At 65.1% G+C, this 14,818-nt stretch carries 13 protein-coding genes and 1 tRNA gene; 7 read left to right on the top strand and 7 right to left on the bottom strand.

What is annotated here, in order from left to right; all coding sequences use genetic code 11:
- Positions 1-47: 47 nt before the first annotated feature.
- Both J0I47_RS01395 and J0I47_RS01400 read left to right on the top strand, forming a co-directional pair.
- On the top strand, positions 48-1,475 hold the full coding sequence (locus tag J0I47_RS01395; protein WP_294044654.1) for an amino acid permease: 1,428 nt from the start codon (positions 48-50) through the stop codon (positions 1,473-1,475).
- 130 nt (positions 1,476-1,605) lie between these two features.
- Entirely contained in the window at positions 1,606-2,370 is a 765-nt protein-coding gene (locus tag J0I47_RS01400; protein ID WP_294044655.1) for a Crp/Fnr family transcriptional regulator, read from the top strand.
- Positions 2,371-2,955: 585 nt separating this feature from the next.
- Here J0I47_RS01400 and J0I47_RS01405 read toward each other — a convergent pair.
- Positions 2,956-3,030: transfer RNA gene (locus J0I47_RS01405), tRNA-Glu, on the bottom strand.
- Between the two features lie 268 nt (positions 3,031-3,298).
- Here J0I47_RS01405 and J0I47_RS01410 point away from each other — a divergent pair.
- Positions 3,299-3,445, top strand: coding sequence for a lmo0937 family membrane protein (locus J0I47_RS01410; RefSeq protein WP_294044656.1), 147 nt, complete (start codon positions 3,299-3,301; stop codon positions 3,443-3,445).
- A 22-nt stretch (positions 3,446-3,467) separates the two neighbouring features.
- Here the strand turns inward: J0I47_RS01410 and J0I47_RS01415 are convergent, their stop codons facing one another.
- The 5 genes from J0I47_RS01415 to cysS all read right to left on the bottom strand — a co-directional run bounded on the left by J0I47_RS01415 (position 3,468) and on the right by cysS (position 8,502).
- Entirely contained in the window at positions 3,468-5,060 is a 1,593-nt protein-coding gene (locus tag J0I47_RS01415) for a class II 3-deoxy-7-phosphoheptulonate synthase (protein WP_294044657.1), read from the bottom strand.
- Between the two features lie 85 nt (positions 5,061-5,145).
- Entirely contained in the window at positions 5,146-6,081 is a 936-nt protein-coding gene (locus tag J0I47_RS01420; RefSeq protein WP_294044658.1) for a D-2-hydroxyacid dehydrogenase, read from the bottom strand.
- Positions 6,078-6,521 carry a TM2 domain-containing protein gene (locus tag J0I47_RS01425; RefSeq protein WP_294044659.1) on the bottom strand — a complete coding sequence of 148 codons (444 nt, stop codon included), beginning with the start codon at positions 6,519-6,521 and terminating at the stop codon, positions 6,078-6,080. The genes J0I47_RS01420 and J0I47_RS01425 overlap by 4 nt, the downstream gene beginning before the upstream one ends.
- 62 nt (positions 6,522-6,583) lie before the next feature.
- Complete coding sequence (locus J0I47_RS01430) at positions 6,584-7,072, bottom strand: hypothetical protein (protein ID WP_294044660.1); 489 nt, start codon at positions 7,070-7,072, stop codon at positions 6,584-6,586.
- A complete protein-coding gene (cysS, locus tag J0I47_RS01435) occupies positions 7,069-8,502 on the bottom strand; it encodes a cysteine--tRNA ligase (RefSeq protein WP_294044661.1) in 1,434 nt (477 codons plus the stop codon). Before cysS ends, J0I47_RS01430 begins: the two co-directional genes overlap by 4 nt.
- 347 nt (positions 8,503-8,849) lie before the next feature.
- Here cysS and rpsU point away from each other — a divergent pair, with 347 nt between their 5' ends.
- From rpsU to wecC, 4 genes are all read left to right on the top strand, one after another.
- On the top strand, positions 8,850-9,056 hold the full coding sequence (gene rpsU, locus J0I47_RS01440; protein ID WP_260021384.1) for a 30S ribosomal protein S21: 207 nt from the start codon (positions 8,850-8,852) through the stop codon (positions 9,054-9,056).
- Positions 9,057-9,158: 102 nt separating this feature from the next.
- Positions 9,159-9,779, top strand: a complete 621-nt coding sequence (locus J0I47_RS01445) for an FKBP-type peptidyl-prolyl cis-trans isomerase (RefSeq protein ID WP_294044662.1) — start codon at positions 9,159-9,161, stop codon at positions 9,777-9,779.
- Between the two features lie 52 nt (positions 9,780-9,831).
- Entirely contained in the window at positions 9,832-11,256 is a 1,425-nt protein-coding gene (locus tag J0I47_RS01450) for an FAD-binding oxidoreductase (protein ID WP_294044663.1), read from the top strand.
- 186 nt (positions 11,257-11,442) lie between these two features.
- Positions 11,443-12,696, top strand: a complete 1,254-nt coding sequence (wecC, locus tag J0I47_RS01455) for a UDP-N-acetyl-D-mannosamine dehydrogenase (protein ID WP_294044664.1) — start codon at positions 11,443-11,445, stop codon at positions 12,694-12,696.
- Here wecC and J0I47_RS01460 read toward each other — a convergent pair.
- Complete coding sequence (locus tag J0I47_RS01460) at positions 12,693-14,717, bottom strand: hypothetical protein (RefSeq protein WP_294044665.1); 2,025 nt, start codon at positions 14,715-14,717, stop codon at positions 12,693-12,695. The genes wecC and J0I47_RS01460 overlap by 4 nt on opposite strands.
- Positions 14,718-14,818 lie beyond the last annotated feature (101 nt).

A 14,818-nucleotide genomic window follows, 5' to 3' on the forward strand; every position in this document is an offset into this window, starting at 1 on the left:
CAACGGTGGATGCCGGGACAAGCCCAGCATGACGGGCAGGGGTATGCATGTCGGGACTTTTTCGTCGCAAGATCATCGTCGAACAACCGCCCGAGCAGCAGCTTGCGCGGACGCTGTCATGGCCGCACCTGGTCGCGCTCGGCGTCGGGGCGATCGTCGGGACGGGCATCCTGACGCTGATCGGAGTGGGTGCCGACCGCGCCGGGCCGGCGGTGTTGCTGAGCTTCGTGGTGGCGGGGGCGATCTGCGCGGCGGCGGCTTTGTGCTATGCCGAAATGGCGACGATGATCCCGGCCTCGGGCAGCGCCTACACCTACAGCTATGCAACGTTGGGGGAGGTGATCGCCTGGGTGGTCGGCTGGTCGCTGATCCTCGAATATTCGCTGGTGGTCGCAACCGTCGCGGTCGGCTGGTCGGGCTATGCGGTCGGGTTCCTCAAGGGGCTCGACATCGTGCTGCCCGACTGGATGACGCATGGGCCGGGACTGGCCGGGAGCCTGAGCGAGGGGACGCTGCACCTGACCACGCCGGGGATCAACGTGCCGGCGATCATCATCATCGCGGTCGTCGCCGGGCTGCTGATGCTCGGCACGCGGGAAAGCGCGCGGATCAACACGGCGCTGGTCGTGCTGAAGATCGTGACGCTGGCGCTGTTCGTCGCGGTCGCGCTGCCGCATTTCGACGCGAGCCACTTGCATCCGTTCGCGCCGCTGGGTTACGGCAGCACGCCCGGCGAGGGCGGGGTGAAGTACGGAATGATGGGCGCGGCGGCGATCATCTTCTTCGCCTTCTACGGCTTCGACGCGATCTCGACCGCGGCGGAGGAAGCCAAGCGGCCCGAGCGCGACCTGGCGATTGGCATCGTCGGATCGATGCTGGCCTGCACCGCGATCTACATGATCGTCGCGGTCGCCGCGGTCGGCGCGCTGAGCTATACCCGTTTCGCCAACAGTCCGGAGCCGCTGGCGCTGATTCTGCGCGAGATCGGGCAGGGCAAGGTGGCGACGATCGTCGCGGCGGCGGCGGCCATCGCGCTGCCGACCGTGATCCTCGGGTTCCTTTATGGGCAGAGCCGGATCTTCCTGGTGATGGCGCGCGACGGCTTCCTGCCGCCCGCTTTGGCGAGGCTGTCGCCGCGTGGCACGCCGGTGCGGATCACGGCGATGACCGCCGTGCTGGTGGCGGTGCTTGCGGCGCTGGTGCCGCTCGACGTGATCGCCAGCCTGGCCAATGCCGGAACGCTGTGCGCGTTCGTCGCTGTGGCGGCGTGCGTGCTGGTCTCGCGCCGCCGCGATCCCGGTGCCCGCCGCCCGTTCCGCACGCCGCTGGCTTTTATCGTCGCGCCGATCGCGATCCTGGGGTGTCTCTACCTCTTTACCAGCCTCCAGACGGTGACTCAGGTCTCGTTCTTCGTCTGGAACGGCATCGGCCTGCTGGTCTATTTCCTCTACGCCCGCCGCCGCGCGATGGTGTGACGCCGCGTCGGAAGGCTGGACGCAGCGCGGGCACGGCGGGGCCAGTATATGGCGCTGCGTCAACATAGGTTATAGATATCGCCACGCTTTTCCGGCTCATCGATGGCGCGCGGGTCCGGGAGATATCGTCATGGCCTTTGCCTCGGCGGCCGAGCCGCTTTGCGAATTTACCGACAAGATCCGGCTGCGCTCGGTGCTGTCGGACGCGGACGTCGCGGCGATCCACGCGCTGCCCGTCGTGCCCTGTCAGGTCGATGCGCACCGCGAGATCGTCCACCTCGGCGAGCGGCTCGATCATTCCTGCCTGGTCGCGGACGGCGTCGTCGCGCGCTTTTCGCAGACGCATGACGGACGGCGACAGCTGTTGGCGCTGTTCATCCGCGGCGACATGGCGGACCTGCCGTCCTTCATGCTGCCCGACGCGCCGGCGCCGATGGTCGCGCTGACCGAGGTCACGCTGTTCCAGATCGCGCATACCGACATCGCCGAGCTGATCGATCACCATCCCAATATCGGGACGGCGCTGTGGCGTGAATCGGTGATCGACACCGCGATCGTCGGGCAGTGGCTGGTCAATGTCGGGCGCAAGTCGGCCCGCGCGCGGCTGGCGCACCTGATCTGCGAGCTGGCGTGGCGATATGCGCGGTCCGAGCCGATCACGGCGGGTCAGCTTCCGATGCCGCTGACACAGGAGCAGATCGCCGACGCGCTCGGGCTGACGTCGGTGCACGTCAACCGCTCGCTAAAGGGGCTGCGCGACGATGGGCTGGTCGTGGTCGGGCGGCAGGAAGCGACGATCCTCGACTGGGACGAACCTGCCGCCGAAGCCGAGTTCGATCCGGCCTATCTCAACCTGCCGCTGGCACCGGCCGAACCGGAGCGCGTCGCGGTCTAGCGTTCCACGAATTACGCTGCCATCGCCAGCAGGGTCTGCGGCCTAACCGGCCTTTCGCAGCGGAGGACGTCGGCGAATTCTTCGGGGATCGACGCGCGGTCGTATCCGGTGACGAAGCGAATCCTCGTGAACTACGAGAGACACGCGCATTCGCTCAATGTAGCTGTTGAAATGGTTGTTCCAGAAATTCGCTGTCCAAAGCTCGGGCTTGTTTTCGGTCCTGCGGACGTCGACATTACCTTAGGGGTTCACGACTGTAATTGAAAAAAATCGTACGGTACCAGTATAGTCTGAAGTCGCGAAAGAGCTCGATCTCATCCTCAGCGCGTCCTTAAATGTCGCCTGCTCACGGAAGATGCGCTTGAGTGCAGGTTTTGCGTCATCATGCAGTCCGCGATGCGCCTGCGCGCTAATGACGGCCGAGGATACCACTGTGACCGCGCCGAGTTTGCCGGAGGTCCAACTTCTGAGAAGGTGGAACCTGTATGAGCAAGACGACGAGCAGATCTGCGCCCGAGGTCCGTGAGCGGTAGGCGACGGTGCCCGCACCGTTCAGAACGGCACAGTTTCGTCAGTTACCGCGAATGGTGACCCCTACGGGAATCGAACCCGTGTTTCAGCCGTGAGAGGGCCGCGTCCTAACCGCTAGACGAAGGGGCCGCGCGAAGCGAAGGCGGGGCACTAGGCGGTGGGTCGCGCAACGTCAAGCGGGTTGCTCTGGATAGGCGTCGGCATCGATAGGTAAGCTGCCGATACGTTAGGCCGATCGTCTACATCCTATCCAAACCGCTCAGCGTTATCGGCATGGCGTCGATAAGCTATACGACAAATTGGGAACCCTGAAGGCGTCTGCGCGTCTTTCCGTTCCTGTAGCGTAACTTTTTTTGGCCATGGGCCGATCGCTGCTACAAAAGGGAAGGGAAAAGCCATGTTGTGGACGATCGTCGTCATCATTCTGATCCTCTGGCTGCTTGGGTTCACCGTGCTGCACGTGGGTAGCCTGATCCACATTCTGCTGGTGGTCGCGCTCGTCGTGATCGTGATCCGCCTGCTGCAGGGCCGAAGCGCACTTTAGGGGAAGACGGGCAGGGCGGCGGTCACGCCGCCGCCTTCGCGCGCTCCTTCAGTTCCGCGTTGAGCATTTCCGCCAGCAGGAACGCGAGTTCGAGGCTTTGGCTCGCGTTCAGGCGCGGGTCGCAATGCGTGTGGTAGCGGTCGGCGAGGCTGAGTTCGGTCACGTCGACCGCGCCGCCGGTGCATTCGGTGACGTTCTGGCCGGTCATCTCGGCATGGATGCCGCCGGCGACCGTGCCCTCCGCCCGATGCACCGCGAAGAACCCGCGCACTTCGGCAAGGATGCGATCGAACGGCCGCGTCTTGTAGCCGTTGGTGGCCTTTACGACGTTGCCGTGCATCGGGTCGCAACTCCACACCACCGGATGCCCTTCGCGCTTCACCGCGCGGACCAGCTTGGGCAGGCCGTCCTCGATCTTGTCGTGGCCATAGCGTGTGATGAGCGTCATCCGCCCCGCCGCGCGGCCCGGGTTGAGCGCGTCGAGCAGGCGCAGCAACAGATCGGGCTCCAGGCTCGGCCCGCACTTGACCCCGATCGGGTTGCCGATCCCGCGCAGGAATTCGACATGCGCGGAGCCGTCGAAGCGCGTGCGGTCGCCGATCCACACCATGTGCGCCGACGTGTCGTACCAGTCGCCGGTCAGCGAATCCTGCCGCGCCATCGCCTGTTCGTAGGGAAGCAGCAGCGCTTCATGGCTGGTGTAAAATTGCGTCTGGCCGAGTTGCGGCACGGTGTCGGGGTTGATCCCGCACGCCTCCATGAACTCGAGCGCCTCGCCGATGCGGTCGGCGGTTTCCTCGTATTTCTTGGCCCAGGGGCTTGAGCCGAGAAAATCGTGCGTCCAGCGATGGACCTGGTGCAGGTTCGCATACCCCCCTTGCGCGAACGCGCGCAGCAGGTTGAGCGTCGCCGCCGATTGCAGATACCCCTGTAGCATGCGTTGCGGATCGGGCACGCGCGCCGCCGGGGTGAAGGCGATGTCGTTGACGTTGTCGCCGCGGTAGGAGGGCAACTCGACGCCGTCGATCGTCTCGGTGTCGGCGCTGCGCGGCTTGGCGAACTGGCCCGCCATGCGGCCGACCTTCACCACCGGCAGCTTCGAGGCATAGGTCAGGACGACCGCCATCTGCAGGATGACGCGGAACGTGTCGCGAATGTTGTTGGGGTGGAATTCGGCGAAACTCTCCGCACAGTCGCCGCCCTGCAACAGGAAGGCCTTGCCCTCCGCCACCTTGGCCAGGTCGGCGGTCAGGTTGCGCGCCTCGCCGGCGAAGACCAACGGCGGATAGCTTGCGAGCTGCTGCGTCGCGGCGTCGAGTGCCGCGGCGTCCGGATAGTTCGGCAGCTGGCGCGCCTCGTGATTCTTCCAGCTGTCGGGGCTCCACGCGGATGCCGCGCCGGCGGCGGCCGGGATCGACACGTACCAGTCGGCGTGGTGCGCGATGCCGTTCGCCGCGATCTGGTTGAGTACCTTGGCCGAGGCGCGCTTGCCGTCCTCTTCCCAGCCCTGAACGGTGCTGCCGGCGGTCTCGTACCACGCACCGAACGCAGCGCGGGTGAGGGAACGCTCCTCGCGGAAGCGGCGGATCTTGGCGCCTGCCAGTGTCGTCGTCATGCGGCGCCGTTACCCTGATAAGGTAATTTAGGCAAATGTTTCTCGATGCGTCGTATGAAGCCAGGCGATCTCTGGGTAAATCGACTTAATAGCCGGCGTCGAGATCGACCACATTCTCCATCGGCTCGCCAGCGACGAACGCCGCGATGTTGCGCAGGAACAGTGCCGCGGCGCGCGGGAACATCTTCGTCTGGCTCCGTCCCGACAGGTGCATCGTAATCATGCAATTGGGTGCATCCCATAGCGGATGGTCGGGCGGTAGCGGTTCGGGATGGGTCGGATCGAGGAACGCGCCGGCGATCCTGCGGCCGTGCAGCGCGTCGAGCAACGCGGCTTCCTCGATCATGTCGCCGCGGGCGATGTTGATGAGCCACGCGCTCGGCTTCATCGCCGCCAGTTCAGCGGCGCCGATCATCGCCTTCGTCGCATCGGTCGACGGCGCGGCGAGGATCACCCAGTCGAACTCGCCGAGCCGTGCCTGCCACCGATCGGGTGTCAGCGTGCCGTCGCGGCCCGATCGCGTGACGCCGGTGACCGCCACCCCGAACGCCGCCAGTCGCTCGCCGATCAACGTGCCGATCGCACCCATCCCGACGACCAGCGCCTCCGTCTCGAACAATTCGACCTTGCCGGGCGAGTCGTTCGGCCAGTCGTGGCGGTCCCGCGCGCGGATCACCTCGTCGAACCGTTTGGCGGCGGCGAGCACGCCCATCACGGCATATTCGGCGACCGCCAGCGCATTGATCCCGACGCCATTGGTCAGGATGGTGCCGCGCGCCTTCAGCAGGTCGAGCGGAAAGGCGTCGAGCCCGGCATAGATGGTCGACACCCATTTGAGCCGCTCGCCGTGGCGGATCGCCTGCGCGGTCAGCGCGGTCGGCTGCATGTCGACCCAGGCGATGTCCGCATAGGCGATCATCGCATTGGCGTCGGCGGGGGAGGTGAACCAGGCGGGCTCGACCCCCGCAGGCAGTTGCGGCTCCAGCAACGGGCGCGCGAGCGCGGGCAGGACCGCCTTCACCGCGGCCGATCGCGCCGATGGAGATACGCGAATTCGGCGTCCGACATCATCAGGTAGCGGATCATGTCGATGAACGCCCAGATGCCCGTCGCGATCGCCCCGACCAGCGTGCAGGTCAGCAACAGCATGACGATCCCGCTGCCGATCTGGCCGAGATAGAAACGGTGGACCCCGAAGATGCCGAAGAAAAACGCGAGGAGCGCGGCGACGTACTTGTTGCGGTCGGTTTCCGGGGGCGCTGCCGTCGCGACATGGGTGCCGGGCTGGCGATAGATGCGCCGGGCGTGGCGGTCGTCGGCCTCGAAATCGATCAGCGCGCCGACCGATGGCCCCCCGCGGTCGCTCCAATCCTCCGGCCGGAAGACGTAGCGGCGGCCATCGTCACCCGAAATCTGTCCCTCGCCGGTCGCCGTATCGACCCCCAGCACCTGTCCGCGCATCGTCGTCCCCGATTCTGATCTGGCGGCAATCTAGCGGTGCGGATTCCGCGTTCAAGCGACCTTCACCATCCCGGCGCGCGGCACACCGTGACCACCGCGGCCGCGGCGTCGAGATCGCCCTTGTCGAGTGCCAGCTTGCGCGCGTCGTCGCAGCGGCCCTGGAGGATCAGCCTGGCCGCCGCCTGCGATATCGACTGGTGATCGCTGCCGCCGCTGGCCAGCGGCGAATCGTAGCGGGGCAGGCCGGCCGGCGGGTCGAACGGAAAGCTCGGCTTGCCCTGCGGGTCGACGAAATCGATCCGCGTGACGCCGCGCGCGAACAGCTTCGATGCGATCTTGCGGACGCAGGCGAGGTCGGCGTCGGCGCGCGAGATTACGCGGACGGGCTTGCCGCCCTTCCACTCGGCGGCGCGCGCGTTGAACTCGGCGTCGGTCATCGCGCGGTCGGCGAAGCGGACGGTGCAGGCGTCGCGAGTCGCGACGACGACGACGTCGTCGGGGATCGGTTCGTTCGCCGCCGCTTGCGCGAGCGCCAATAGCAGAGCGATCATAATTGCGGCCTCCAGTCCCAGCCCAGCGGGTCGCCGTCCATCACCTCGACCCCGGCGGCGGCGAGTTCGTCGCGGATCGCGTCGGACCGGGCGAAATCCTCGGCGGCGCGCGCCTCACGGCGTTCGCTCAGGTGTGCAGCGATGGCGGTGGCGTCGATCGCAGCACCGGCCGGCCGGACGCGCAGGTCCTCGCGCGTCAGCGTCGCCAGCCCAAGCCCGAGCACCGCGTCGAAATCGCCGAGCGCGGCCAGCCGGTCGGCGGGTGCGATCCTCTTGTCGGCCAGCAATTCGTCGAGCGCGACGAGCGCCTTCGCCGTGTTGAGGTCATCCGCCACCGCCAGGTCCAGCCGCTCGCGATACGCGTCGCCCGATCCGGCCGACGGGGCAGGCGGGCGATCGCGCAGCTGCGCCACGGTGATCGCCAGCCGCTTGAGCCGGGTCAGCGCCGCCAGCAAATTCTCCTCAGAGAACTCCAGTTCCGACCGGTAATGCGCCTGGAGGCACATCAGGCGATAGGCGAGCGGATGAACCCCGGCGTCGATCAGTGTTTGCAACGTGCGGAACTCGCCGGACGATTTCGACATCTTTCCAGCACGTTCGACCAGGAAGTTGTTATGCATCCACCAGTTCGCCCCGGTGTCGGCGCAGCCACAATGCGCCTGGTTTTGCGCGATCTCGTTGGGGTGGTGGATTTCGCGATGATCGATCCCGCCGGTGTGGATGTCGAACGGCGAGCCGAGATATTTCTCGCTCATCACCGAACATTCGAGATGCCAGCCCGGCGCGCCGCGACCCCAGGGCGAATCCCATTCCATCTGCCGGTTCTCGTGCGCGCCCGACGCGCGCCAGATCGCGAAGTCCTGCGGATGCCGCTTACCGGCGACCGCATTGATCCGCCCCTCGCGCACATCGTCCTGCGCACCCGCCAGCCGGCCGTAATCGGGCACGGTCGAGACGTCGAAATACAGACCCGATTCCAGCTGGTAGCAGTGCTTTGCTGCGATCCGTTCGCCAAAGGCGATCATCTCCGCGATATGATCGGTCGCGAGGGCCCAGCGCGTCGGCGGTTCGATGTTCAGGTCGGCCAGGTTCTGCTTGAACGCCGCCGTATAGTGCGCGGCGATGTCCCAGATGCTCTTCCCGCTGCCCCGCGCTGCCGCTTCCATCTTGTCGTCGCCGGCATCGGCGTCGCTGGTCAGGTGCCCGACATCGGTGATGTTGATGATGTGGGTGAGCGGATACCTTTTCCACCGCAGCACCCGGCTCAGCGTGTCGGTGAAGACGTACGCGCGCAGATTGCCGATATGCGCGTAGTTGTAGACGGTCGGCCCGCACGAATAGACGCGCACGTTCGCCGGATCGATCGGCACGAAGGTTTCGAGGCTCCGCGTCAGGCTGTTGTAGAGGGTGAGAGGGGTGCCGTGCGCCATGCGCGGCGGCTTAGCCAGCGAAGCGGCGGGAGGCAAACCGCGGCGATCGGGCGGCTACCCCCGCTCCGCCATCTTCGGCGTGCCGATCCCGGCGATGCTCGAGACCGCCGCCGCCGTTTCCTACCGACCACGGTCGTGGTAAGCAGCCCGCGCTTTTTGGGGTCGTCGTCACTCGCCGTTTGCAGCGTCAGCCGCGAAGAACTGCTACCCCCGTCAAGTTTGTCAATTTTGAGTAAGGCGTGCCCACGCTTGCCTTTGGTGCCCCACGCTGATAGGGGCGCCGGCCTGACGTCCGGACTTGCGTCCGCTGGCGACCATATCCTTTTGATTCGGAGTTGACGGATTTTATGCAAATCATCGTGCGCGATAACAATGTCGATCAGGCGCTTCGGGCTCTCAAGAAGAAGCTGCAGCGCGAGGGCGTGTATCGCGAGATGAAGCTGCGCCGTCATTACGAGAAGCCCAGCGAGAAGCGCGCCCGCGAGCGTGCCGCCGCCGTCCGCCGCGCCCGCAAGATGGAGCGCAAGCGGATGGAGCGCGACGGCGTCAAGTAAGCCGTCCTCCGCGGGGCTTGCGAGCCGCGGTCCCGCGACCTACCCAGAACAGCGTGTCCGGCCGCGGTCGTCGCGCGGCCCTCTTCCGTCGAGGCCCTTCGCATGACCGTGACCGCCGTTCCGCTTCAGCCCGTCAAGCGCAGCTACCTCACGTGGCTGTGGGTCGCGATCGCCGTGCTGGTCGCCGCGGCGTTCCTGCTGGCGCGGCAGGGTGACGATTTCTGGACGAAGTCGCTGCGCGAATCGGGCATCCAGACCACCGCGTCGGGCCTGCGCTACAAGGTCCTGACCCCCGGCACCGGGCCGCACCCGACCGATTCCGACGTCGCGTTGATCGGCTATGAGGGACGGCTCGCCAACGGCCGCACCTTCGACAAGCAGAAGCAGGCGCCGATGCCGGTCGCGGGCGTGGTGCCCGGCTTCAGCGAAGCGCTGAAGCTGATGAACCAGGGCGAGAAGATCCGCGTCTGGATCCCCGCCAAGCTCGGCTACGGCACCGAGGACCAGCGCGATCGCCAGGGCGTCGTGGTTATCCCGGGCAATTCCGACCTGGTGTTCGACATCGACATGATGGCCTTCATCTCGCAGCAGCAGTACCAGCAGTTCATGATGCAGCAGCAGATGATGGGCGGCGCGGGTGGTCCGGGCGGCCCAGGTGGTGCGCCCGGCGGCGCGCCGGGTGGCGCTCCCGGTGGCGAGCAGGCGCCGTCGTCGCGGCAGTAAGCCGGCGGCAGGCGCCCTTGCGCCGCGCCGCACAGAGTGACAGGCGGGCGGCATGACGCCCGCCCAATCCAGCCTGATCGACGACGTCCGCGCGCGGTTCGGCGCCAAGGCGGCGATCGTCGATCGCGATGCGATTGCTCCGTGGGAAACCGACTGGCGCGGCAAATATCACGGCCATGCGCCCGCGATCTTGTCTCCCGCCGATCGTGACGAGGCAGCGGCGATCGTCGCGATGGCTCATGCCACCAACGTCGCACTGGTGCCGCAGGGCGGCAACACCTCGATGGTCGGCGGGGCGACCCCGCCCGTCGATGGCAGCGCGCTGATCCTGTCGACGCGACGCATGAACCGCATCCGGTCGCTGGATGCCGATGCCGGACTGGCGGTGGCCGAGGCCGGCGTGATCCTGTCCAACCTGCACGATGCGGCGCTCGCCGCCGGGCGCCGCTTTCCGCTGACGCTGGGCGCGCGGGGCAGCGCGACGATCGGCGGGCTGGTGTCGACCAATGCCGGCGGTACGCAAGTGCTGCGCTGGGGAACGATGCGCGGATTGGTCGCGGGCGTCGAAGCGGTGTTGCCGGACGGGTCGCTCTACGAGGGGCTGGCGGCACTCAAGAAGGACAATCGCGGCTACGACCTCAACCAGCTGCTGATCGGCGCCGAGGGCACGCTGGGGCTGGTCACGGCCGCGACGCTGCGGCTGGCGCCGGCGATCCACGGTCGCACGGTCGCCTGGGCGGGGCTGGACAGCCCGCATGCCGCCTTGACGCTGCTCCGCCGGTTGCAGGCCGCGACCGATGCGGTCGAGAGCTTCGAGATCCTGTCGGGCGACTCGCTGGGGCGAGTGCTGCGTCACATCCCCGCGACTCGCGCGCCGCTGGCAAGCGAGCACCGATGGCATGTGCTGATCGAGGCGGTGGCGGCGAATGCCGATGACGAGCCGCCCGCCGCCTTGCTCGAACGCCTGCTCGCGCCGGCGCTGGCGGAAGGGGTGGCCGGCGACGCCGTCATCGCCGCCAGCGAGGCACAGGCCGAGGCGCTGTGGAAGATCCGCGAATCGCTGCCTGAGGCGGAGCGCGCCGCCGGGCCGGCGTCGCAGCACGACGTATCGGTACCAGTCGCCGCCATGCCCGATTTCATGATCGACGCCGCCCGCACGGTCGAGGCGCGCTTTCCCGGCACCACTGCGACGGCGTTCGGGCACCTCGGCGACGGCAACGTCCACTTCCACGTTCGCGCCCCCGCGGGGACGAGCAAGGAAGCGTGGGAGGAGGGCGACGCCCCGGCGGCGACGCGGCTCGTCCACGACCTCGTGGTGGCGGCGGGCGGCTCGATCTCCGCCGAGCACGGTATCGGCCAGATGAAACGCGCCGAGCTCGAACGCCTCACGCCGCCCGCCCGCCTCGCCGCGTTGCGCGCGGTCCGGCACGCGCTGGATCCGGCGGGGCTGTTCAATCCGGGAAAGCTGGTGACTTAATGCTTCGGTACCGCCCCGACTTATAGGTCCTCAAGAACCGAGCTTGGTCGACAAAGCTTTCGTAAATTGAGCCGATCTGGCAACGGGCCGCGGAGTGCCGGGACTGCGGCGACAGAGGTCGATCAATCTGTAGGGAATGAGGTTTTTCCATGAATGTCTTCATATCGCTTGCATACGGAATATTGCATGAGCTCTGATCGGACGCCAAAGGTCTCGGTTATCGGTCTTGGCTATATCGGCTTGCCGACGGCCGCGGTGATTGCTGCCGCTGGCTGCGAAGTGCTAGGGATTGACGTCAATCCGGATGTCGTTGCGACTGTCGCCGATGGCCGTATCCACATTGAAGAAGCTGACCTCGACGAGGCCGTATCGACGGCCGTTCGTAACGGTCGCCTACGCGCCGCCATCGCGCCACAGCCGGCGGATGTCTTCCTTATCGCAGTTCCCACGCCGTTCGGTGCGGGATATGTACCTGATATCAGCTATGTTTTGGCGGCTACGCGTGGCATTGCACCTGTCATTAAGCAGGGGGATATCGTCATTGTCGAATCGACATCTCCTGTCGGAACGACCGAACAAGTGCGCGATCTGCTGATGGAACTTCGCCCCGATCTGGTATTGCCAGCGGCGGCTCATGCCGAGGCCGACATCGCGGTCTGCTATTGCCCGGAACGCGTTCTCCCCGGACGAATCATGGTCGAATTGGTCGCCAATGATCGTTGCATCGGTGGAATCACGCCCGCATGCGCCGAACGAGCGGCGACCTTCTATCGTCGGTTCGTCAAAGGCGAGTGCGTGGTCACGACCGCGCGAACTGCCGAAATGGTCAAGCTTACTGAAAACGCGTTTCGCGATGTGAACATCGCCTTCGCAAACGAATTATCGCGCGTCTGCGATACGAGCACAATTGATGTCTGGGACGTAATCGGTCTGGCCAATCGGCATCCGCGGGTGAACATCCTCAACCCTGGGCCAGGCGTGGGAGGGCATTGTATCGCCGTCGACCCCTGGTTCATCGTGCATGCCGATCCCCAGAACACGCCGCTCATCCGAACTGCGCGCGAGGTGAATGACGGCAAGATCGAATATGTTATTGAAAAAGCTAGCGCGATGGCAATCGCCCAGCCTGGGGCACGGATTGCTTGTTGCGGGCTCGCATTTAAGGCGAATATCGACGATCTGCGCGAGAGCCCAGCGCTCAAGATCGCGACCAGACTTGCTCGTGATTTCGGCGATCGCGTCGATATCGTGGAACCGTATATTACGTCGTTACCAAGATCGCTCGCCGGATCGGGCGCTGTGCTAGTTGATCTGGACGACGCGCTCCGACGTTGCGACATCGTATTGTTGTTAGTTGACCACGATCAGTTTAAGTCCGTCTCGTCCACGGATCGGACTGGCAAGTCATGTTATGACACGCGCGGCATCTGGCGCGATTAGTACGCTAATACCACGACTCCCGCCGTCGAAACAAACGATGTGAAGCGCGTGAAGCCGGAGCGGTCGAGCGCGTTTTGCTGAATGGCGACGACACTTGTGGACAGGCCACTTGAAGCAGTTTCGCGAACGAAAAAGACTAGACCGCTCGTCAGATCAAGCATGATATCTCCTGCTTTGATCGGCGCTGTGGTGGCCGGCAGGGTAAATCGCCATTCTGGTGCCGCATATTGGACTTGCTCGAACGCTGCCTTATCGAGATTGCGGATGCGCTCTTCGCCGCGAGTGGCAGCCGGGCTATACACTGTCGCGCTATTCGCGATGGTCTCGATCGTCCGTTTCGTCGGGTCGGTGTAGCGGAGGTCTGCATCAGCAACGGGTAACGTGAGGCCTGCGGTAATGAGTCCTCCAGCCATCGATCGCAGCGCTTCGGTGCGCCAAGGTTCCTGTGGCTTCCCTGCAATCGGATCGATTAAGGCATCGGTGAAGCGTGTTGCGGCCAGTAATGTCAAAACTGGTCCGAAATCGGCGAAACGGCATCGTTCGAACCGTATGCGACCTTGCGCTCCCCCTGGGCCATAGCCTGAATTCTGCTCGCACCCCAACAGGAACCGCGGGATCCCGCGTGGCCCGACAAGCTGAAAACCGAGCTGGCAGTCGACAAATGCCAGAGCGGAATCGGCCGTACTCCCAGCGCCGAGTGTTCCGAGGCGATAGACCGCCTCGCAATATAGGTTTTCGAAGATCGCGGGCCCAACGGTCGCAAGCCCGTTGCTGAAATTGAAAATGCCGATCGCATTGCTGACCGATAGTAAGGTCACTCGTCCTTGCAGGCACCCATTACGGGCGCCGTGTGCGGCGGTATCGATTACCGTGTGCAAGCCATTCGCGGTGCAAGTATGCAATTCGACTGCGCGTGACTGCGAATTACCGATGCTCCACCCGTGGACGCAACTGTTGGCCGAGCAATCACGAAATCGTATGAAATCGCCATTGCCGTCGCTTGCGCAAGGCTGAACAGCGAAAGCGGTATTGAAGCCGCGTACGGCTACCCTTTCGATCGCCAGTTCAGTGCTTGCGAACTCCTGACCGTAGTGATCGGCAGTTCCGAGCCAGCGCGGCACGTCGCTTTCGACGTCGTACCCATTCGGCGGACGTTTGCCGCGAAAAGGATCGATGGCGATGCCGGCATATGGCGCATATCGGCTTTCGGCTTGGCGCGGCGTTGCTGGGTTGGACCACGTCGACAAAGATACGTCGTCGACCGATGGCGTTCGCCCGAGTTGGCCGAGGCCGTTGGAATCGATCCAATGACCGCTGCTCCCGAATATCCCGAGATCGCGGACGCCGCCGCGCAGGATGCCGCTGAGTGCAAGCGCTGGCCCGGCATCGTGATCCGCAAACAGCTTGGTACCAGCAAACCCGGGGCCGAACGGAACACCTTCGCCGACGATCGTGACGCTATGATAATCGGTGTTTCGGCCGACATATATCGGGCGCGTAGTCCGATAGGCGCCGCCGCCGATGCGGATGACCGCAGTCTTGCGATCCCAGAACAAGCTCCAGTCGACCAACGCTTGCAACGCGACCGTGTCGTCTGTTCCTCGATACAGCCCGGAGACGGCGTCATAGGTCGCGTCGCCGACTGCGCCGAAATGTCCCGCGGTCGGATCGGTCTCGTTCAGCACGAACCATCTACCGTCTGCACTGCGAGCGCGAAAGCGACTTTCAAACTGTCGGACCTTTTCGGTCGCGTATTCAATATCGGACTTCTCCACGCCGCGCGACCGCAAGCTGGCAAGCAGCGCTTGACCCGCGATCGAGACGTCCTCCTGTCCGCGGTCGACCACATAGGCCGCCGCATAGCGGCCCACCGCTGCATAACCCGCGCTGTATACCCGTTGCACATTCGGACCGAAATGCGCGGCCGCGAATTCCTTGAACAGGACGGTGGAAGGTGGTGGTGTCGAGTTCGATTGGCCAGCCGCCACCAGCAGGGGCGCGCTGCCGACGAAACCGATCAACGCACGCCTGTCTATCACCGCAAGAAGCCCAGCGGGGGGAGTCGGCGATGCAGTTTGATATGGCGGGCGTTGAACATAGATGGACAAGCAGTTAGCTGATC

It is taken from the genome of Sphingomonas sp. (assembly GCF_017304635.1).
Classification (GTDB): Bacteria; Pseudomonadota; Alphaproteobacteria; order Sphingomonadales; family Sphingomonadaceae; genus Sphingomonas.

Excerpts from the sequence above, each read along its gene's own strand:
- J0I47_RS01395 (WP_294044654.1), top strand. The coding sequence starts at position 48 with ATGTCGGGACTTTTTCGTCGCAAGATCATCGTCGAACAACCGCCCGAG.
- J0I47_RS01400 (WP_294044655.1), top strand. The coding sequence starts at position 1,606 with ATGGCCTTTGCCTCGGCGGCCGAGCCGCTTTGCGAATTTACCGACAAG.
- J0I47_RS01410 (WP_294044656.1), top strand. The coding sequence starts at position 3,299 with ATGTTGTGGACGATCGTCGTCATCATTCTGATCCTCTGGCTGCTTGGG.
- J0I47_RS01415 (WP_294044657.1), bottom strand. The coding sequence starts at position 5,060 with ATGACGACGACACTGGCAGGCGCCAAGATCCGCCGCTTCCGCGAGGAG.
- J0I47_RS01425 (WP_294044659.1), bottom strand. The coding sequence starts at position 6,521 with ATGCGCGGACAGGTGCTGGGGGTCGATACGGCGACCGGCGAGGGACAG.
- J0I47_RS01430 (WP_294044660.1), bottom strand. The coding sequence starts at position 7,072 with ATGATCGCTCTGCTATTGGCGCTCGCGCAAGCGGCGGCGAACGAACCG.
- cysS (WP_294044661.1), bottom strand. The coding sequence starts at position 8,502 with ATGGCGCACGGCACCCCTCTCACCCTCTACAACAGCCTGACGCGGAGC.
- rpsU (WP_260021384.1), top strand. The coding sequence starts at position 8,850 with ATGCAAATCATCGTGCGCGATAACAATGTCGATCAGGCGCTTCGGGCT.
- J0I47_RS01445 (WP_294044662.1), top strand. The coding sequence starts at position 9,159 with ATGACCGTGACCGCCGTTCCGCTTCAGCCCGTCAAGCGCAGCTACCTC.
- J0I47_RS01450 (WP_294044663.1), top strand. The coding sequence starts at position 9,832 with ATGACGCCCGCCCAATCCAGCCTGATCGACGACGTCCGCGCGCGGTTC.
- wecC (WP_294044664.1), top strand. The coding sequence starts at position 11,443 with ATGAGCTCTGATCGGACGCCAAAGGTCTCGGTTATCGGTCTTGGCTAT.